This is a genomic window from Streptomyces sp. H27-C3 (assembly GCF_030063415.1).
Lineage (GTDB): Bacteria > Actinomycetota > Actinomycetes > Streptomycetales > Streptomycetaceae > Streptomyces.
In genome coordinates this window covers 261,596-277,349 of sequence record NZ_JASITA010000004.1, presented here as the reverse complement: position 1 = coordinate 277,349, position 15,754 = coordinate 261,596, and the positions used below count along the sequence as shown (strand labels likewise).

Sequence of the window (15,754 nt, the reverse complement as noted above, 5' to 3'; positions counted from 1 at the left end):
TTGAGTGGTTAAGGCTCCCAGTAGACGACTGGGTTGATAGGCCAGATGTGGAAGCCCGGTAACGGGTGGAGCTGACTGGTACTAATAGGCCGAGGGCTTGTCCTCAGTTGCTCGCGTCCACTGTGTTAGTTCTGAAGTAACGAACTGTGCATACACCGGTTTGGTTAACTTCATAGTGTTTCGGTGGTCATAGCGTTAGGGAAACGCCCGGTTACATTTCGAACCCGGAAGCTAAGCCTTTCAGCGCCGATGGTACTGCAGGGGGGACCCTGTGGGAGAGTAGGACGCCGCCGAACAATTATTGTGGGAGAGCCCCGCACCTTATGGTGCGGGGCTTTCCTGCGTTCCCGGTCCATTTCGTCTCTGGGATCTGGGCTCTGGTAAAGGATTCGTCTAAAGCCGGCCTGCGGCTTTCAGGGCTAGGTAGGCGTCTGCGAGGGCGGGAGCCAGATCATCCGGTGTCGCGTCGACGACGGTGACGCCGTGGCGGGTCAGCTTCTCCGCTGTGCGACGACGCTGCTCCTGCTCCTGGGCGCCTGCGGCCGCTTCGTACACCGAGTCCACTGTGCCGCGAGCGGTCGCCAGCTGCTGGATACGGGGGTCGGCCACCGAGGCCACGAGAACCGTGTGGCGTTTGGTGAGCTGCGGGAGGACCGGCAGGATGCCCTCTTCGACAGGGGCGGCGTCCAGGCTGGTCAGGAGCACGATGAGTGAGCGTCGGGGGGCGTTCTTCAAAGCTGTCGCGCCGAGGCCCCTGGCATCGGTCTCCACCAGTGCGGGCTCCAGCGGCGCAAGAGCGTTGACCAGCGCCGGCAGGACATCGCCTGCCGTGCGTCCGAGAACCTGAGCGCGAGTGCGCCGGTCGTAGGCGAGCAGGTCCACTCGGTCGCCCGCGCGTGAGGCGAGAGCGGCAAGGAGCAGAACGGCTTCCATCGAGGCATCCAGACGCGGCACGTCACCGACACGGCCGGCTGAAGTGCGGCCCGTATCGAGAACAACCAAAATGTGGCGATCGCGCTCCGGGCGCCAGGTGCGTACGGCGACGCGGTTCTGCCGGGCGGTGGCTCGCCAGTCGATGGAGCGGGTGTCGTCACCGGGAACGTAGTCGCGGAGGCTGTCGAATTCGGTTCCTTCGCCACGGGTCAACACACTCGTGCGGCCATCGAGCTCGCGCAGCCTGGCCAGTTTGGAAGGCAGGTGCTTCCGGCTGGTGAAAGGCGGGAGGACGCGGACGGTCCAGGGAGCCCGGTGGCTGCCCTGGCGGGCCACCAGGCCCAGGGGGCCGTACGACCTGACCGTGATGCGGTCGGCGTGGCGGTCGCCGCGCCGGGTGGGGCGCAGGACGAGGGAGAAGCGCCGACGTTCCCCCGCGGGAACGGTCAACTCCTGATGTGAAGAAGCCTGTTCGGCGTCGGTGGACCAGCTGCTGGGCGGCCAGGCGTCGCGGATATGGGAGCGCAGGCGGCGGCCCGTGGGGTTCGCGACGGTCAACTGGACCTCCGCACTGTCACCTTGTCGAACTGACGTGTCACCACTTCGGGTGAATTGGAGCCTTTTTACTGGCGTTGCCAGGGCATAGTCGCACAGAATTGCGAGTGTGAGGGGAGCGTTCATGGCGAGCATCCCTGACCAGCTCGGCGCCAGGATGCCGATGGGGAGAGAGCCAAGGGCGGCGAGGAGTGCGGTTCGTCCGGTGAGGGCCACAGTCATCGCCTCAGCGGGGGACGGGCACTTGGGCGAGGATCGCGGTGATGACGGAGTCTGCGGTGACCCCCTCCATCTCGGCCTCGGGGCGGAGTTGGATGCGGTGGCGCAGGGTGGGAAGTGCCAGTGCCTTTACATCGTCGGGGGTGACGTAGTCCCTGCCGGTGAGCCAGGCCCAGGCCCGGGCGGTGGAGAGCAGTGCAGTGGCGCCTCGCGGGGAGACGCCGAGAGTGAGTGAGGGGGAATCGCGGGTGGCACGGCAGATATCGACGACGTAGCCGCTGATCTCAGCGGAGACCGTGGTCTTGGCGACTGCGGCGCGGGCCGCTTCGATGTCGGCAGGGCCCGCGGCCGGTCGCACACCGGCTGCGTGCAGGTCCCGGGGGTTGAAGCCTTCCGCGTGCCGGGTCACGACGCCGATCTCGTCCTCGCGGGACGGGAGCGGGACCGTGAGCTTGAGGAGGAAGCGGTCCAACTGGGCTTCGGGGAGGGGGTAGGTGCCCTCGTACTCGACGGGGTTCTGGGTCGCGGCCACCATGAAGGGCTCGGGCAGCGGCCGGGCGGTGCCGTCGACGGTGACCTGACGTTCTTCCATGGCTTCCAGGAGGGACGCCTGCGTCTTGGGCGGCGTGCGGTTGATCTCGTCCGCGAGCAGCAGATTGGTGAAGACAGGGCCGGGCTGGAAGGAGAACTCGGCGGTGCGGGCGTCGTAGACCAGTGAGCCGGTGATGTCGCTCGGCATGAGATCGGGAGTGAACTGGACGCGCTTTGTGTCCACTTGGAGCGAGGCCGCGAGCGCGCGGACAAGCAGGGTCTTGGCCACCCCGGGAACTCCTTCGAGCAGGACATGACCGCGGCAGAGCAGGGCCACGACGAGTCCGGTGACAGCGGGATCCTGGCCGACCACGGCCTTGGCGATCTCGGTGCGCAGGGCTTCGAGGGAGGCTCGGGCGCTGTCGGGGTTCTCTGCGGGCTGGGCGCTCATGAAGCGCGTACCTCTCTTTCGAGGGCGTCGAGGTCGTCCGCCAGGCGGATGAGGCCGGCGTCGTCTGAGGGGGCGGTGCCGAAAAGCAGGGAGGGAAGGTCCCGGCCGGTCGTCGGCAGGTGGGCGGAGACGGAGGGGAGCAGGGATTCGTCGGCGTGGGCCCGGGAGGCGGGCACGCCGAGCAGGAGGGCGAGGCGGGCGCGGGTTGCAGAGCGCATCGCCGAGGCCGCGCGGTCGCGGGCGTTGGCCTTGCGGTAGAGACGCGCCCTGCCCTCCGTCGTCTCGGAGGCGCGGACGGCCACAGGGAGTCTTTCGCTCACCACGGCACCCATCCGGCGACCACGCCAGATGGCCGCGAGCACTGCGGCGAGGGCGAGTTGAAGGGCTGCCCACAGCCAGCCCGAAGGGACCAGGTCCGCAAAGCTGCTTTCGCCGCCGTCAGTGGCGGAGATATCACCGAGCGAGGGGAGGTACCAGACGAGATGAGGCCGGGAGCCGAGGAGTTGCAGGGCCAGCGAGGCGTTTCCCTGCTGGTCGAGGCGGTCGTTGTAGAGGATGTTCGGCGAGCCGAGGAGGACGGTGTCACCGGTGGCAGCGCCTGGAACCCGCAGCAGAGTGGGAAGGCCGTCGCTGGGGTAACAAGCCTGCCGGCCGGGGACTTCGGCGGTGTAGCGGACGCCGCCGATGTCGGCGTCGCCGGCGCGGCGGGCCGCGGGCATCGAGCACTGGGGGGAGCGCGACGCCACATCGCTGCGTGCCGCGGAGCGGACGCCGGGGACGAGGCCGGAGACGGAGGGTGCTCCTGCCGAGAGGAGGACGGTCCGGCCGCCGGACCGCTGGGTCGCGGCGCGGAACTCCTTCTGCTGGCGGGCAGTCAGCAGGTCGGGATTGGTGACCAGGAGTGTGGTCTCGGGGCCCGCCGCGGTCCTGGCATCGTCGAGGTTGGTGACCACTCGGGAGTCGATGCCACGGTCCTTGAGGAGTTCGGCCACGGCGCGGCTGCCGTAGGGGTCCGCGGAGCGCGGGTCGAGGCGGCCGTGCTGGTCGCCGGAGCGTGCTGCGGCGATGGCGACACCAGCAGCGAGAACGATGAGGAGCCCGAGCAGTAGCCCACGGGTGCGTGTCCATACCTGGCGGGTGGTGGGGGAGTCCGAGGTGGAGCGGGCGGTGGTCGCCGTCATTCGGCAACTCCTCGGGCCGCGCCGCTCAGCAGAGGCTTTGCGCGTTCCAGATCGGTGTCCAGCTCACTCAGGCGGCGGTATGCCCGCTCGTCGGTGGTGCGGCCGCCGTACGTGACGTCGTCGAACTCCCGGGCCGCGGCGCGCAGCCTGGCGGCGTGGTCGGGCAGGGGGCGCCCGGCCTCCGCGGCGGCCTCGTCGGCAGTGCGGCCGGGGCGCGGGTCGAGGAGCGCGCGTTCCTCCAGCGAGCGGACGACGGCGCGCATCCGCTCCTGGACAGCCTCGTTCCATCGGCGGGCGGCGGCGTGCGTCTCGGCGGCTGCGCGGTGTTCCGCCGCGCTGCGCGGGCCGTCGTCGAAGAGGGTTCCCTCGGCGGGCGGGGTGCGCTGCGGAGTGCCGAGCCGCCACCACAGGCCGAGGACGAGAAGCACCACGAGGAGGGCGACGACGAGGATTCCAACCACGCCACCGGGGGCGGCCCCGGAGGCAGCGCCGAAGAGGTCGTCGATCCACCCCCAGAAGCTGTCCAGGGCGCGCTGGAAGGCGCTCGGCTCGTTCTCCCGGTACATCGGGTTGGACAGCTCCTGCTCCGCCGCGTCGCGGGCGGGGACGCGCGGAGTGTCCACCGGTACGTCATCGGCCGTGCGGGCCCGCACGCCTGCCGTGCCGGTGCCCCCCGCTGTGAACACCGCATCAGCTCCCGGGGGTGGGGTCGGTGGGCTGCTCGGGACCGTATCCGGGCACGCCCGCGGCGCGGGCCAGGTCCAGGTCGAGGGCCTCTCGGCGGATGCGCTGGTCGATGTAGAGCAGCACTGTGACGCCGGCGGAGATCGGGTAGGTGATCGAGGAGGCGATCACGGCTCCGATACCGGTGATGATCAGGAAAGGCCAGCCGAACTCGGGGGCGGCCCCGGTGAACAGTCCGCCCAGGCCGTCTCCGTCCACGGCGTATGCGATCGCGCCGAACGGCACAGCGATGATCATCGAGACGATGAGGGTCAGCAGCCCCGTGAGTACGAGGATTCCGAAGATCCGCCACCAGGTGCCCCGGACCAGCTTCGCGGAACGGCTCAGGGACTTCAGAATGCTCTGCTTCTCCAGCATCAGTGCGGGAGAGGCGAGGCTGAACCGGATCATCAGCCAGACGGTGACGACGAAGGCCGCCAGACCGCCGAGGAGGGAGAGCCCCAGGCCTGCGGTGGCTCCCAGCAGGATGCCGGGCAGAATGCCGACGGCCATGATCGCGACGGCCATGAGGGGCAGCAGCAGGGTCAGAGCGAGCAGTTTCGGCAGCTGGGACCGGGACTCGCGCCAGGCGTCGGAGAGCGTGACCTCACGGCCGATCACCGAACGGCTGATGACCATGGTCAGCAGGGCTGTGGTGAACAGCGTGCCGATCAAGGTGATCGCGAGGGCCGGGGTCGTGTTGACCAGGCTCGTGACCGTCGAGTCGAGGGCCTGGTTCAGGGCCTCGGAAGGGCTCGCATTCGGGTCGACCTCGGGCGGCGCGGGGAGCAGATGGCGCTGGATCAGGACGTCGCAGATCTGAGTGATCACCGAGACGGTGATCGTGATGCCGAGCACCGTGCGCCAGTGGGCGCGCATGGTCGACACCGCGCCGTCGAGGATTTCGCCGATGCCGAGGGGCCGAAGCGGGATCACACCGGGCTTGGCGGCGGCGGGAGGGCCGCCCCAGCCGCCTCCCGGCCCGCGCCCGGCGCCCCAGCCCGGTCCGGGCTGCTGCGAGGGGACGGTGGGGCCTCCGGGCGCGCTGGGTGGGGACCATTGCGCCGCGGGAGGCTGTGCCTTGGACCACTTCGAAGAGGCGTCGCCCTGGTCGGCAGGCTCAGCGGGGCGGGGGTCGCCCGGTTCCTGGCCGTCGGAGGGGGCAGATCCGGGCGAAGCCCAGCCCGGAGAGTCGTTCATTGTCGCTCCTTCACGGTGCCCGTCCGCGGTCGCGGCGGCAGGTTGGCAGCCATCGTGCCACGGGGCGTCGGCCGACGGACCTGGCCCCGTATCTCCTTCGCACCTTCAATTGTCGGTGCCTCACCGGGCAGACTGGGCGAATGGCCGATCAGGACGCGCAATCCACAGCGGGCGCAGAGCCGCCCGCGCTCCCTTCGCTGCGCTGGGACGAGCCGCCGGAGGGGCCCGTACTGGTGCTGCTCGACCAGACCAGACTGCCCGCAGAGGAGGTCGAACTGGTCTGTACGGATGTGCCTGCCCTGGTGCAGGCGATCCAGACCCTCGCTGTACGCGGTGCACCGCTGCTCGGAATCGCCGGCGCCTATGGAGTGGCGCTCGCGGCAGCACGTGGCTACGACGTCGAGGAAGCCGTGGTGCTGCTGGACAGGGCGCGGCCCACCGCGGTGAACCTCGGGTACGGCGTGCGCCGGGCGGCAGAGGCCTACTGGGCTGCCGAGCAGAAGGGTGCGGACCCCGAGCAGGCCGCCGCTGCCGCGCTGGCCGCCGCCAAAGCACTGCACCGGGCCGATGCCGAGGCAAGCGTGCAGATGGCGGCGCACGGGCTGGCCCTCTTGGAGGAACTGCTGCCGGGAGGCGGTCACCGCATCCTGACCCACTGCAATACCGGGGCACTGGTCTCGGGCGGTGAGGGTACCGCGTTCGCGGTGGCGCTGGCGGCTCACCGCAGTGGCACGCTACGGCGGCTGTGGGTCGATGAGACGCGTCCGCTGCTGCAGGGGGCCCGGCTCACCGCGTACGAGGCGGCCCGCAGCGGTATGGCGTACACCCTGCTCACGGACAGTGCGGCGGGCTCGCTCTTCGCGGCCGGGGAGGTGGACGCGGTGCTCATCGGAGCCGACCGGATCGCAGCCGACGGTTCCGTGGCGAACAAGGTCGGGAGCTATCCGCTCGCGGTGCTGGCCAAATACCACCACGTACCGTTCATAGTGGTCGCACCCACCACCACGGTCGATCTGGGCACCCCGGACGGGGCGTCCATCGAGGTGGAGCAGAGGTCGGGGCAAGAAGTGACGGAGGTCACGGTGCCGCAGATTTCGGGCATTGGGGCGGAACCGGGCATCGGGGTCGGAATGCCGATCGCGCCGCTGGGAGCCCAGGCGTACAACCCTGCCTTCGACATCACGCCACCAGAACTGGTGACGGCGATCATCACTGAGCAGGGCACGATTTCCCCGGTCACAGGGGCCGCGCTCGCGGAGCTGTGTGCCAGGTCACGCCAGGTAACGATTAGCTAATGGGATGATGTCGATTATGAAGGGACGCGTCCTTGTCGTTGACGACGACACCGCACTGGCCGAGATGCTCGGCATTGTGTTGCGTGGAGAAGGTTTTGAGCCGTCTTTTGTAGCGGACGGTGACAGGGCACTTGCGGCATTCAGGGAGGCGAAGCCCGACCTGGTGCTGCTGGATCTCATGCTGCCCGGACGGGACGGCATTGAAGTTTGCCGCCTCATCCGGGCCGAGTCCGGGGTGCCGATTGTCATGCTCACCGCCAAGAGCGACACCGTCGATGTGGTGGTCGGGCTGGAATCCGGCGCCGACGACTACATCGTCAAGCCGTTCAAGCCCAAGGAGCTCGTCGCCCGTATCCGGGCACGACTGAGGAGGTCGGAGGAACCGGCGCCGGAACAGCTGGCGATCGGAGACCTGGTCATTGATGTGGCCGGTCATTCCGTGAAGCGGGAGGGGCAGTCGATCGCCCTGACTCCGCTCGAGTTCGACCTGCTGGTCGCGCTCGCACGCAAGCCGTGGCAGGTGTTCACCCGCGAGGTGCTGCTCGAGCAGGTATGGGGCTACCGCCACGCCGCGGACACCCGGCTGGTGAATGTCCACGTACAGCGGCTGCGCTCGAAGGTCGAGATGGACCCGGAGCGGCCGGAGATCGTGGTGACCGTGCGCGGGGTCGGCTACAAGGCCGGACCGAGCTGACATGACCCGAAGCAGCGCTGCTCCGATGCCCGGGGAGCCGGGAGTCCGTACGGAGCGGGCTGCCGGGCCCCGGCGAATGAGGTCCAGGCTCGGCCGCTCTCTGCAGGGCGGCCGGCTGCTCCAGGACGGGGCGCCCAGTAGCCCCGTGCTGAGGCTCTTCATGCGCCTGGCCAGGCGGCCGCTGCTGCCTGCAGTGCGGCTGTGGCGGCGGAACATCCAGCTGCGCGTGGTGGCCGCCACACTGCTCATGTCGCTCGGTGTGGTGCTGCTTCTGGGCTTCGCCGTCATGTGGCAGGTACGCAACGGGCTCCTCGACGCGAAGCAGGGGGCCGCTCAGAGCCAGGCGGCCGGTGGGTTCGACGTGGCCGAGGAAAGGGCCCGCACCATCGCGGGTCCGGGCGGCAGCGAATCCGCCGAGGCCAGGGCCGCGGCGCGCAACTCCACCAACTGGCGGACCGAACTGGCCGAGCAGCTCGCCAGCGGCGGACGGCAGGCGTTCCATGTGGTGGCGCTGAGCTCCATATCGGAGGGCCAGGAGTCGAGCAGCCGCGGACCGCGCGCGTCGGCCGATGTGAATCCGATGGCGAGCGTGCCGCAGAAGTTGCGGGACGCGGTCGACGAAGGAACCGGGAAGGCGCACCAGACCTTCGTCGAGATCAAGTACACGGACGGCCAGCAGGCCGAGGACGGCCTCGTCATCGGCAAGCAGCTGATCGACAACAGTGGCGAGCCCTACCAGCTCTACTACCTCTTCCCGCTGACCCAGGAGGCGGAGTCGCTCGGCCTGGTGCAGCGCACGCTCGTCACCGCCGGGCTGTTTGTGGTCGTCCTGCTCGGAGCCATCGCCTGGCTGGTGGTCCGGCAGGTCGTCACCCCCGTCCGGATGGCCGCGGGGATCGCCGAGGGGCTGGCTGTGGGCCGTCTCCAGGTGCGGATGAAGGTCACCGGCGAGGACGACATCGCCAGACTCGGTGAAGCCTTCAACAAGATGGCGCAGAACCTGCAGCTCAAGATCCAGCAGTTGGAGGACCTGTCCCGGATGCAGCGGCGCTTCGTGTCGGACGTCTCGCACGAGCTGCGCACACCGCTGACGACTGTGCGGATGGCCGCCGATGTCATCCACGAGGCACGAAGTGACTTCGACGCGGTGACCGCCCGCTCCGCCGAACTGCTCAGCGGCCAGCTCGACCGGTTCGAGTCGCTGCTAGCCGACCTCCTTGAGATCAGCCGCTTCGACGCAGGTGCGGCGGCCCTGGAGGCCGAGCCCATAGACCTGCGTGACGCCGTACGCCGAGTGATCGAGGGCGCCGAGCCGCTGGCCGAGCGCAAGGGCACCCAGATACGGGTGACCGGTGACGAGCAGCCCGTCATCGTGGAAGCCGATGCCCGGCGCGTCGAGAGGGTCCTGCGCAACCTTGTCGTCAACGCCGTTGAGCACGGCGAGGGCAAGGATGTGGTGGTGCGGCTGGCCTCGGCCGGCGGCGCCGTGGCCGTGGCCGTACGGGACTTCGGCGTGGGGCTCAAACCCGGCGAGGCGACCCGGGTGTTCAGCCGTTTCTGGCGGGCCGATCCGGCTCGTGCGCGCACCACGGGCGGCAGCGGGCTCGGCCTGTCCATCGCCGTCGAGGACGCGCGGCTGCACGGCGGCTGGCTCCAGGCCTGGGGCGAGCCTGGCGGCGGCTCGCAGTTCCGGCTGACCCTGCCGCGTACGGCGGACGAGTCGCTGCGCGGTTCGCCGATTCCGCTGGAGCCCGAGGACTCGCGGCGTCGGCGTGAGCGCGCCGACGGTGACGGGCGGGAAGACGACACTCACCGGCTGGCGAGCGTGCCGGTCCAGCCCGGGGGCGACCGGTCCCCGCTGCCCGTGCCGATGCGCGCGACGCCCTCGGCGGATCCGACGGCGCTGCCCGGCAGTGGGGCGCGGGTGGTGGCACGTCCGGCGGGCGACGGTGACAGCGCGTCGCAGACCGCACCACAGAAGGCGTCAGACACGGCGTCACAGCTTTCGTCACAGGGCGCGCGAGTTTCGCAGGCATCACAGACACCGCAGGTCTCGCAGTCGTCGGAGCGGAAGGACATTACCCGTGGGCGCTGACCGAAGTCGCGGTGGCCAGTGGCGCATGACCCGCACTTCGGTGCTGCTGGGATGCGGTGGCCTGCTGCTGGCGGGCTGCGCGTCCATGCCGAACAGCGGGGACGTGGAGGAGGTGAAAGCGTCCGCGCGCGGTGACTCGCAGGTGCGGGTGTACGGAGTGGCACCCAGAGCCGGGGCGCAGCCCAACGAGATCGTCGGCGGCTTTCTGGAGGCGATGACGGGGGACGACCCGCAGTTCGCCACGGCCCGCAAGTACCTGACGAAGAAGGCGTCCCAGCGATGGAAGCCCAGCCAGGTCACTGTGCTGGACAGCGGCCCGGTGGCGCAGGACGAACGGGCCAATGACCGCGAAGGCGGGGCCTATACGTACGAGCTCACCGGCACGCAGGTCGCCGAGGTGAACGAGCAGCGCGCCTACCAGCCCGTCAAGCGCGTGTACCACGAGGTCATTCACCTCAGCAGGCAGAACGACAAGGACAGCAAGGACGGCCAGGAGTGGCGCATCGACGGCCTTCCGGCGGGGCTGGTGCTCGGCCGGTCGGACTTCGAGCGCATCTACCGTTCCGTCAATAAGTACTACTTCGCTTCCGGTACGTCCTCCCAGAGCGGTGGCGGCCACCCCTGGCTGGTCGCCGACCCCGTCTATGTGCGCAAGCGCATGGACCCGGAGACTCGCATGGACCCGGTGACGCAGACGGTCAGGGCGCTGCTCGGCGGGCCGACGAACTGGCTGAGGCCGGTGGTCGGTTCGAGCTTCCCCACGGGTACGGCGCTCAAGCCGGGCACCAAGTCGCTGACGTTCGACGACCGCAACGCGCTCAAGGTGCCGCTCAACGACAAGGCGTCCAACGTCGGCCAGAAGCGGTGCCGGGAGATGGCCGCCCAACTGCTCTTCACCGTCCGGGACCTGACGTCCTACCGGGTGGGGCAGGTGGAGCTGCTGCGGTCCGACAGCTCGACGCTGTGCGAACTCGGCGCGGACCAGGCTGAGGACTTCGCGCCGGAGCGTGCCTCCGGCAGCCCCGACTATCAGTATTTCCTCGACACCAAGAACCGTCTGGTACGGATGGTGGCGAGTTCCGAGGCCACGGACAGCGACGACACCTCGGAGCCCGTTCCCGGCCTGCTCGGCGCGGGGGAGCGCGAGCTGGGCGCGGTCGCCGTGGCACGCGACGAGCGCCACGGGGCAGGGGTCTCGCGCGACGCCCGCTCGCTCTATGTGGCGTCCGTCGTCTCGGACGAGGAGCCCGAGGAGCCCGCGCTCACCAGCAGCGGCAAGCAGCAGCAGGACCGGCTGTCCGCCCCCAGTTGGGACGGCCGGGGCGATCTGTGGGTGGCCGACCGCGACCCCCGCAACCCCAAGCTGCTCCGGCTGATCGGTGGCGAGGGCGAGCCCGAGCAGGTCAAGGTCGTCGACGGCCTGGACGGGGCCCGTATCGAAGCCCTGAAGGTGTCGGCGGACGGCGTGCGGATCGCTCTGCTGGTCTCCGAGAAGGGCAGGACGACGCTGAAGATCGGCCGGGTGGAGCGGCGCGGACCCGACGACAAGCCCGAGGTGTCCGTCGTCGATCTGCGCCCCATCGCCCCGCAGATGGAGGAGGTGACGGCCGTCTCCTGGGCGGGCCGTAGCCGCCTTGTGGTGGTCGGGCGCGAGTCCGGCGGCGTACAGCAGCTGCGTTATCTGCAGACGGACGGTTCGACGTCGGACGCCGGTGCGCTGCCCGGCGCGAACCGGGTGACGGCGGTCGCCTCGGCCGACGACGACCGGTTGCCGCTGCTGGCGCACTCGTTGGAAGACGGCATTGTGCGGCTGCCTCCCGGGGCCAACTGGAAGACCGTGGTCAAAGAAGGCTCATCGCCGGTCTATCCCGGATAGCCCGCGGTCAGTTTCGTACGTCTTCGTGCGTTCGCGTACAGGTCCGCGCGGGTTTTCCACAGGGGTGGTTGAGGCGCGCCTGGCTTGGCAGAGTGGATGCCATGCGGGGGTGGTGGCGGGAAGCCGCCGGTCTGTTGCTGCCGGCCGGGTGCGGGGGCTGCGGCAGACCGCGTACGGCGCTGTGCGAGGGGTGTCGACAGGCGTTGTGCGGCGCCGGGCCCCGGCGGGTCCGGCCGTCGCCCGAGCCGCCGGGGCTGCCGGTGGTCCACGCCGCCGCTCCGTACGAGGACGCGGTGCGGGCCGTCCTGCTCGGGCACAAGGAGCGGGGCGCACTGGAGCTTGCCGGGGCGCTCGGGGGCGCGCTGGCGGGCGCGGTCCTGGTCGGAGCGTCCGGGGCGGGTGCGCCGGGCACCCGAAGGTCTCCGGACGGTGATGTGTCCGGGGGCTGCGGACCGCTGCTGCTCGTACCCGTGCCGTCCGCGAGGCGGGCGACCAGGGCGCGTGGACACGACCCCACGCGCCGGATCGCGCTCGCCGCTTCGGGTGAACTGCGCCGGGCCGGGGTAGCCGCACGGGTGCTCGCGGTGCTGCGGCAGCGCCGGGCGGTGAGTGACCAGTCGGGTCTGAGGGCCCCGGAGCGGCTGGCGAATCTCGCGGGGGCCCTGGAGATGGTGGCAGGGGGTCCCGGGCTGCTGGAGGGCCGCAGGGTGGTGCTGGTGGACGATCTGATGACGACCGGGGCCTCGCTCGTGGAGGCCGCTCGGGCACTGCGTGCCGCCGTGCCCCCCGATTTTCACGGTTTCCGACACCTGAGCGCAGCGGTGGTGGCAGCACCCTCGCTTTCCTTCGGAATAAACCGGAACTGACGGGGAACTTGCGTCGTTGCAGGTGGTGAGAGGGAAAAAGCACCTCAATGGAGGTACGCGCCGGTAGCGGGTGCCGACATGCGTCCGGGAGAGCTATGTTCGGTTGTGAGGAAAAGCAGACCCTGTGCCTCACTTATCGGACTAGGGCGCTTGGGTTTTTCCCTCAGCTCGAAAGGTCGAAGTCGACGGGTGGGGATCTTGTCCCCTGGGGAGGAGGAGGTGGAAGTCGCCAAGTCCGAGGCTCCGGTGTTCGTCGGGGCCTGGTGCAAAAGGGAGATGCTCCGCCGCTGAGCGGGGCTATCCGGGAACGGAGTTCTGCGTGGACATCGTCGTCAAGGGCCGCAAGACCGAGGTACCCGAGCGGTTCCGGAGGCACGTGGCCGAGAAGCTGAAGCTGGAGAAGATCCAGAAGCTCGACGGCAAAGTGATCAGCCTGGACGTCGAGGTGTCCAAGGAGCCCAACCCGCGGCAGGCGGACCGTTCCGACCGTGTGGAGATCACGCTTCACTCGCGTGGACCGGTGATCCGGGCAGAGGCGTCGGCGGCCGACCCGTACGCAGCGCTGGACCTGGCTACCGGCAAGCTGGAGGCGCGGCTGCGCAAGCAGCACGACAAGCGACACACACGTCGTGGCACCGGACGGCTGTCGGCAGCCGAGGTCGGTACGACCGTGGCCAACTCGGCGCCCCTCAATGGCAGTGGAGAGCTCGGCGCCGCCGTGGCCGTGGCCGAGGCGCCCCAGGCGGTTCCCACCACCATGGTCGGCTCGCTCGAAGTGCAGGGCGAAGGACCTCTGGTGGTCCGCGAGAAGACACACGTCGCCGCGGCGATGACGCTCGACCAGGCGCTCTACGAAATGGAGCTGGTCGGGCACGACTTCTATCTCTTCGTCGACTCGGAGACGAAGGAACCCAGTGTCGTCTACCGGCGGCACGCCTACGACTACGGAGTCATTCACTTGACGACCGACCCCTTCGCCGAGACAGAGGTGGGCGGCGCCGGCGGTGCACTCGGCGGGTGACCCGCCGGACGCGCTGAACCCACGAGGGCTGCGCGTCGTACCACTGTGCGACCACTTCGTCACCGTTCTGTCGTCCCGGCATGAAATCATGGCGTCGCAGGCCAATCGATGCTCTGCGGACTGTGGTTGGCACAGCTCATGATTCTCGGGCCACGGCCTTCAGGGGGAGGAACGATGGCGGACAGCTTCGGTCCGGTGCATGACGAGGACGACGGGGCCGGCGGCGTCGGCGTCGGTGGTAACGGCGGTATGGACACGAGTGGGTCGCGCAAGGAGCCCATCAGGGTCCTTGTCGTCGACGACCACGCCCTTTTCCGCCGGGGACTTGAGATCGTCCTCGCGCAGGAGGAGGACATTCAGGTCGTCGGCGAGGCGGGTGACGGGGCCGAGGCTGTGGACAAGGCTGCCGACCTGCTCCCCGACATCGTGCTGATGGATGTGCGGATGCCCAAGCGCGGTGGCATCGAGGCATGCACCTCGATCAAGGAGGTGGCTCCCAGCGCGAAGATCATCATGTTGACGATCAGTGACGAGGAGGCCGACCTCTACGACGCGATCAAGGCGGGCGCGACAGGCTACCTGCTCAAGGAGATCTCCACCGACGAGGTGGCCACCGCCATCCGCGCGGTGGCGGACGGCCAGTCGCAGATCAGTCCGTCGATGGCGTCCAAGCTCCTCACCGAGTTCAAGTCGATGATCCAGCGCACGGACGAGCGCCGGCTCGTCCCCGCGCCGCGGCTCACCGAACGCGAGCTTGAGGTGCTCAAGCTCGTCGCCACGGGGATGAACAACCGCGACATCGCCAAGCAGCTGTTCATCTCCGAGAACACCGTGAAGAACCACGTCCGCAACATCCTGGAGAAGCTACAACTGCACTCCAGGATGGAGGCCGTGGTCTACGCGATGCGGGAAAAGATCCTGGAAATCAGGTGACCGCGGATCAGGTCAGACGGGCCAATTCGGCGGTGAGCGGCGCGCGCAACTGCTGGGCGTCGACCAGCTCCAGCCGCACATCGGCGCAGCCGACCCACTTCGCCGCCTCCACGAGTGCCTCGGCCATAGGCCGGACCGCCTTCGGCCCCTGAAGCGAAACGTGCCGCGCCACCAGCGTGGTGCCCTCGCGCGCCGGGTCGACCCGGCCGAGCAGCCGCCCGCCCGCGAGCAGCGGCATCGCGAAGTACCCGTGGATCCGCTTCGGCTTGGGGACGTACGCCTCCAGGCGGTGCGTGAAGCCGAAGATCCGCTCCGTGCGCGGCCGGTCCCAGATCAGCGAGTCGAAGGGCGACAGCAGGGTCGTGCGGTGGCGCCCGCGCGGCGTGCTCGCCAGCGCCTCGGGGTCGGCCCAGGCCTGCTTCTCCCAGCCCTCGACGTCGACCGGGACCAGCCCCGAGTCGGCGATGACGGCTTCGACCTGCTCACCCTTGAGACGGTGGTAGTCCGCGATGTCCGCGCGGGTACCCACTCCGAGGGACTTTCCCGCCAGCTGTACGAGCCGGCGCAGGCACTCGGTGTCGTCCAGGTCGTCGTGGTGAACGGCGTCCGGGACGGCACGCTCGGCCAAGTCGTACACCCGCTTCCAACTGCGCCGCTCGGTGCACACCACCTCTCCGTACATCAGTGCCCGTTCGACAGCGACCTTCGACGCCGACCAGTCCCACCACTCGCCGCCGTTCTTCGCGCCGCCCAGCTCCGTGGCGGTCAGCGGCCCTTCGGCGCGCAGCTGTTTGATCACGGTGTCGTACGCGTCGTCCGGCAGGTCGTGGTGCCACTGCGGGCGGGCGCGGAAGGCGCGACGGCGGAAGGCGAAGTGCGGCCATTCCTCGATGGGCAGGATGCAGGCCGCGTGCGACCAGTACTCGAAGGCGTGACCGTCGGTCCAGTAGGCGTCGTCCACCGTCGTACGCCCCACGGCGCCGAGACGCGCGTACGGAATCAGCTCGTGCGAGCGGGCCAGCACCGAGATGGTGTCGAGCTGCACCGCGCCCAGGTGCCGCAGCATGCCGCGCACCCCGCCCCGCCGATCGGGCGCGCCCAGGAATCCCTGCGCGCGCAGAGCGATCCTGCGGGCTTCGTCGGCGGACAGGGAGGCCGTGGGCGGCAGCAGACTCGTCATG

At 69.5% G+C, this 15,754-nt stretch carries 13 protein-coding genes and 1 rRNA gene; 8 read left to right on the top strand and 6 right to left on the bottom strand.

The window, feature by feature from the left end:
- Positions 1-179: 179 nt before the first annotated feature.
- A 5S ribosomal RNA gene (gene rrf / locus QMK30_RS06100) occupies positions 180-296 on the top strand.
- Between the two features lie 97 nt (positions 297-393).
- Here rrf and QMK30_RS06095 read toward each other — a convergent pair.
- The 5 genes from QMK30_RS06095 to QMK30_RS06075 are packed head-to-tail and all read right to left on the bottom strand — an operon-like array spanning position 394 to position 5,793.
- The gene (locus QMK30_RS06095) at positions 394-1,704 is read right to left on the bottom strand and encodes a DUF58 domain-containing protein (RefSeq protein ID WP_283516126.1); all 1,311 of its coding nucleotides are present in this window, start codon (positions 1,702-1,704) and stop codon (positions 394-396) included.
- Positions 1,705-1,714: 10 nt separating this feature from the next.
- Positions 1,715-2,689, bottom strand: a complete 975-nt coding sequence (locus QMK30_RS06090; protein WP_283516102.1) for an AAA family ATPase — start codon at positions 2,687-2,689, stop codon at positions 1,715-1,717.
- Positions 2,686-3,870 (bottom strand): DUF4350 domain-containing protein, encoded by a 1,185-nt coding sequence (locus tag QMK30_RS06085; protein WP_283516101.1) that lies wholly within the window; start codon positions 3,868-3,870, stop codon positions 2,686-2,688. Before QMK30_RS06085 ends, QMK30_RS06090 begins: the two co-directional genes overlap by 4 nt.
- The gene (locus QMK30_RS06080; protein WP_283516100.1) at positions 3,867-4,556 is read right to left on the bottom strand and encodes a DUF4129 domain-containing protein; all 690 of its coding nucleotides are present in this window, start codon (positions 4,554-4,556) and stop codon (positions 3,867-3,869) included. The genes QMK30_RS06085 and QMK30_RS06080 overlap by 4 nt, the downstream gene beginning before the upstream one ends.
- Before the next feature lie 4 nt (positions 4,557-4,560).
- A complete protein-coding gene (locus tag QMK30_RS06075; protein ID WP_283516099.1) occupies positions 4,561-5,793 on the bottom strand; it encodes a DUF7847 domain-containing protein in 1,233 nt (410 codons plus the stop codon).
- A 140-nt stretch (positions 5,794-5,933) separates the two neighbouring features.
- On the opposite strand from QMK30_RS06075, the gene mtnA reads away from it, so the two are divergent.
- The 7 genes from mtnA (at position 5,934) to QMK30_RS06040 (ending at position 14,573) form a co-directional block, all read left to right on the top strand.
- On the top strand, positions 5,934-7,088 hold the full coding sequence (gene mtnA / locus QMK30_RS06070) for an S-methyl-5-thioribose-1-phosphate isomerase (protein ID WP_283516098.1): 1,155 nt from the start codon (positions 5,934-5,936) through the stop codon (positions 7,086-7,088).
- Between the two features lie 4 nt (positions 7,089-7,092).
- Positions 7,093-7,782, top strand: coding sequence for a two-component system response regulator MtrA (mtrA, locus tag QMK30_RS06065; protein WP_283516097.1), 690 nt, complete (start codon positions 7,093-7,095; stop codon positions 7,780-7,782).
- A gap of 1 nt (position 7,783) precedes the next feature.
- Positions 7,784-9,877, top strand: a complete 2,094-nt coding sequence (gene mtrB / locus QMK30_RS06060; RefSeq protein WP_283516096.1) for an MtrAB system histidine kinase MtrB — start codon at positions 7,784-7,786, stop codon at positions 9,875-9,877.
- Positions 9,878-9,902: 25 nt separating this feature from the next.
- Positions 9,903-11,753: an LpqB family beta-propeller domain-containing protein gene (locus tag QMK30_RS06055; protein ID WP_283516095.1), complete on the top strand. Its 1,851-nt coding sequence runs from the start codon at positions 9,903-9,905 to the stop codon at positions 11,751-11,753.
- Positions 11,754-11,854: 101 nt separating this feature from the next.
- Positions 11,855-12,619, top strand: a complete 765-nt coding sequence (locus QMK30_RS06050; protein ID WP_283516094.1) for a ComF family protein — start codon at positions 11,855-11,857, stop codon at positions 12,617-12,619.
- A 319-nt stretch (positions 12,620-12,938) separates the two neighbouring features.
- On the top strand, positions 12,939-13,640 hold the full coding sequence (hpf, locus tag QMK30_RS06045) for a ribosome hibernation-promoting factor, HPF/YfiA family (protein ID WP_283516093.1): 702 nt from the start codon (positions 12,939-12,941) through the stop codon (positions 13,638-13,640).
- Between the two features lie 174 nt (positions 13,641-13,814).
- Positions 13,815-14,573: a response regulator gene (locus QMK30_RS06040; RefSeq protein ID WP_283516092.1), complete on the top strand. Its 759-nt coding sequence runs from the start codon at positions 13,815-13,817 to the stop codon at positions 14,571-14,573.
- Positions 14,574-14,580: 7 nt separating this feature from the next.
- Here the strand turns inward: QMK30_RS06040 and QMK30_RS06035 are convergent, their stop codons facing one another.
- Positions 14,581-15,753, bottom strand: coding sequence for a winged helix-turn-helix domain-containing protein (locus QMK30_RS06035; protein WP_283516091.1), 1,173 nt, complete (start codon positions 15,751-15,753; stop codon positions 14,581-14,583).
- Between the last annotated feature and the right edge of the window lies 1 nt (position 15,754).

Coding starts and splice junctions, on each gene's coding strand:
- QMK30_RS06090 (WP_283516102.1), bottom strand. CDS start 2,689: ATGAGCGCCCAGCCCGCAGAGAACCCCGACAGCGCCCGAGCCTCCCTC.
- QMK30_RS06085 (WP_283516101.1), bottom strand. CDS start 3,870: ATGACGGCGACCACCGCCCGCTCCACCTCGGACTCCCCCACCACCCGC.
- QMK30_RS06075 (WP_283516099.1), bottom strand. CDS start 5,793: ATGAACGACTCTCCGGGCTGGGCTTCGCCCGGATCTGCCCCCTCCGAC.
- mtnA (WP_283516098.1), top strand. CDS start 5,934: ATGGCCGATCAGGACGCGCAATCCACAGCGGGCGCAGAGCCGCCCGCG.
- mtrA (WP_283516097.1), top strand. CDS start 7,093: ATGATGTCGATTATGAAGGGACGCGTCCTTGTCGTTGACGACGACACC.
- mtrB (WP_283516096.1), top strand. CDS start 7,784: ATGACCCGAAGCAGCGCTGCTCCGATGCCCGGGGAGCCGGGAGTCCGT.
- QMK30_RS06055 (WP_283516095.1), top strand. CDS start 9,903: ATGACCCGCACTTCGGTGCTGCTGGGATGCGGTGGCCTGCTGCTGGCG.
- QMK30_RS06050 (WP_283516094.1), top strand. CDS start 11,855: ATGCGGGGGTGGTGGCGGGAAGCCGCCGGTCTGTTGCTGCCGGCCGGG.
- QMK30_RS06040 (WP_283516092.1), top strand. CDS start 13,815: ATGGCGGACAGCTTCGGTCCGGTGCATGACGAGGACGACGGGGCCGGC.
- QMK30_RS06035 (WP_283516091.1), bottom strand. CDS start 15,753: ATGACGAGTCTGCTGCCGCCCACGGCCTCCCTGTCCGCCGACGAAGCC.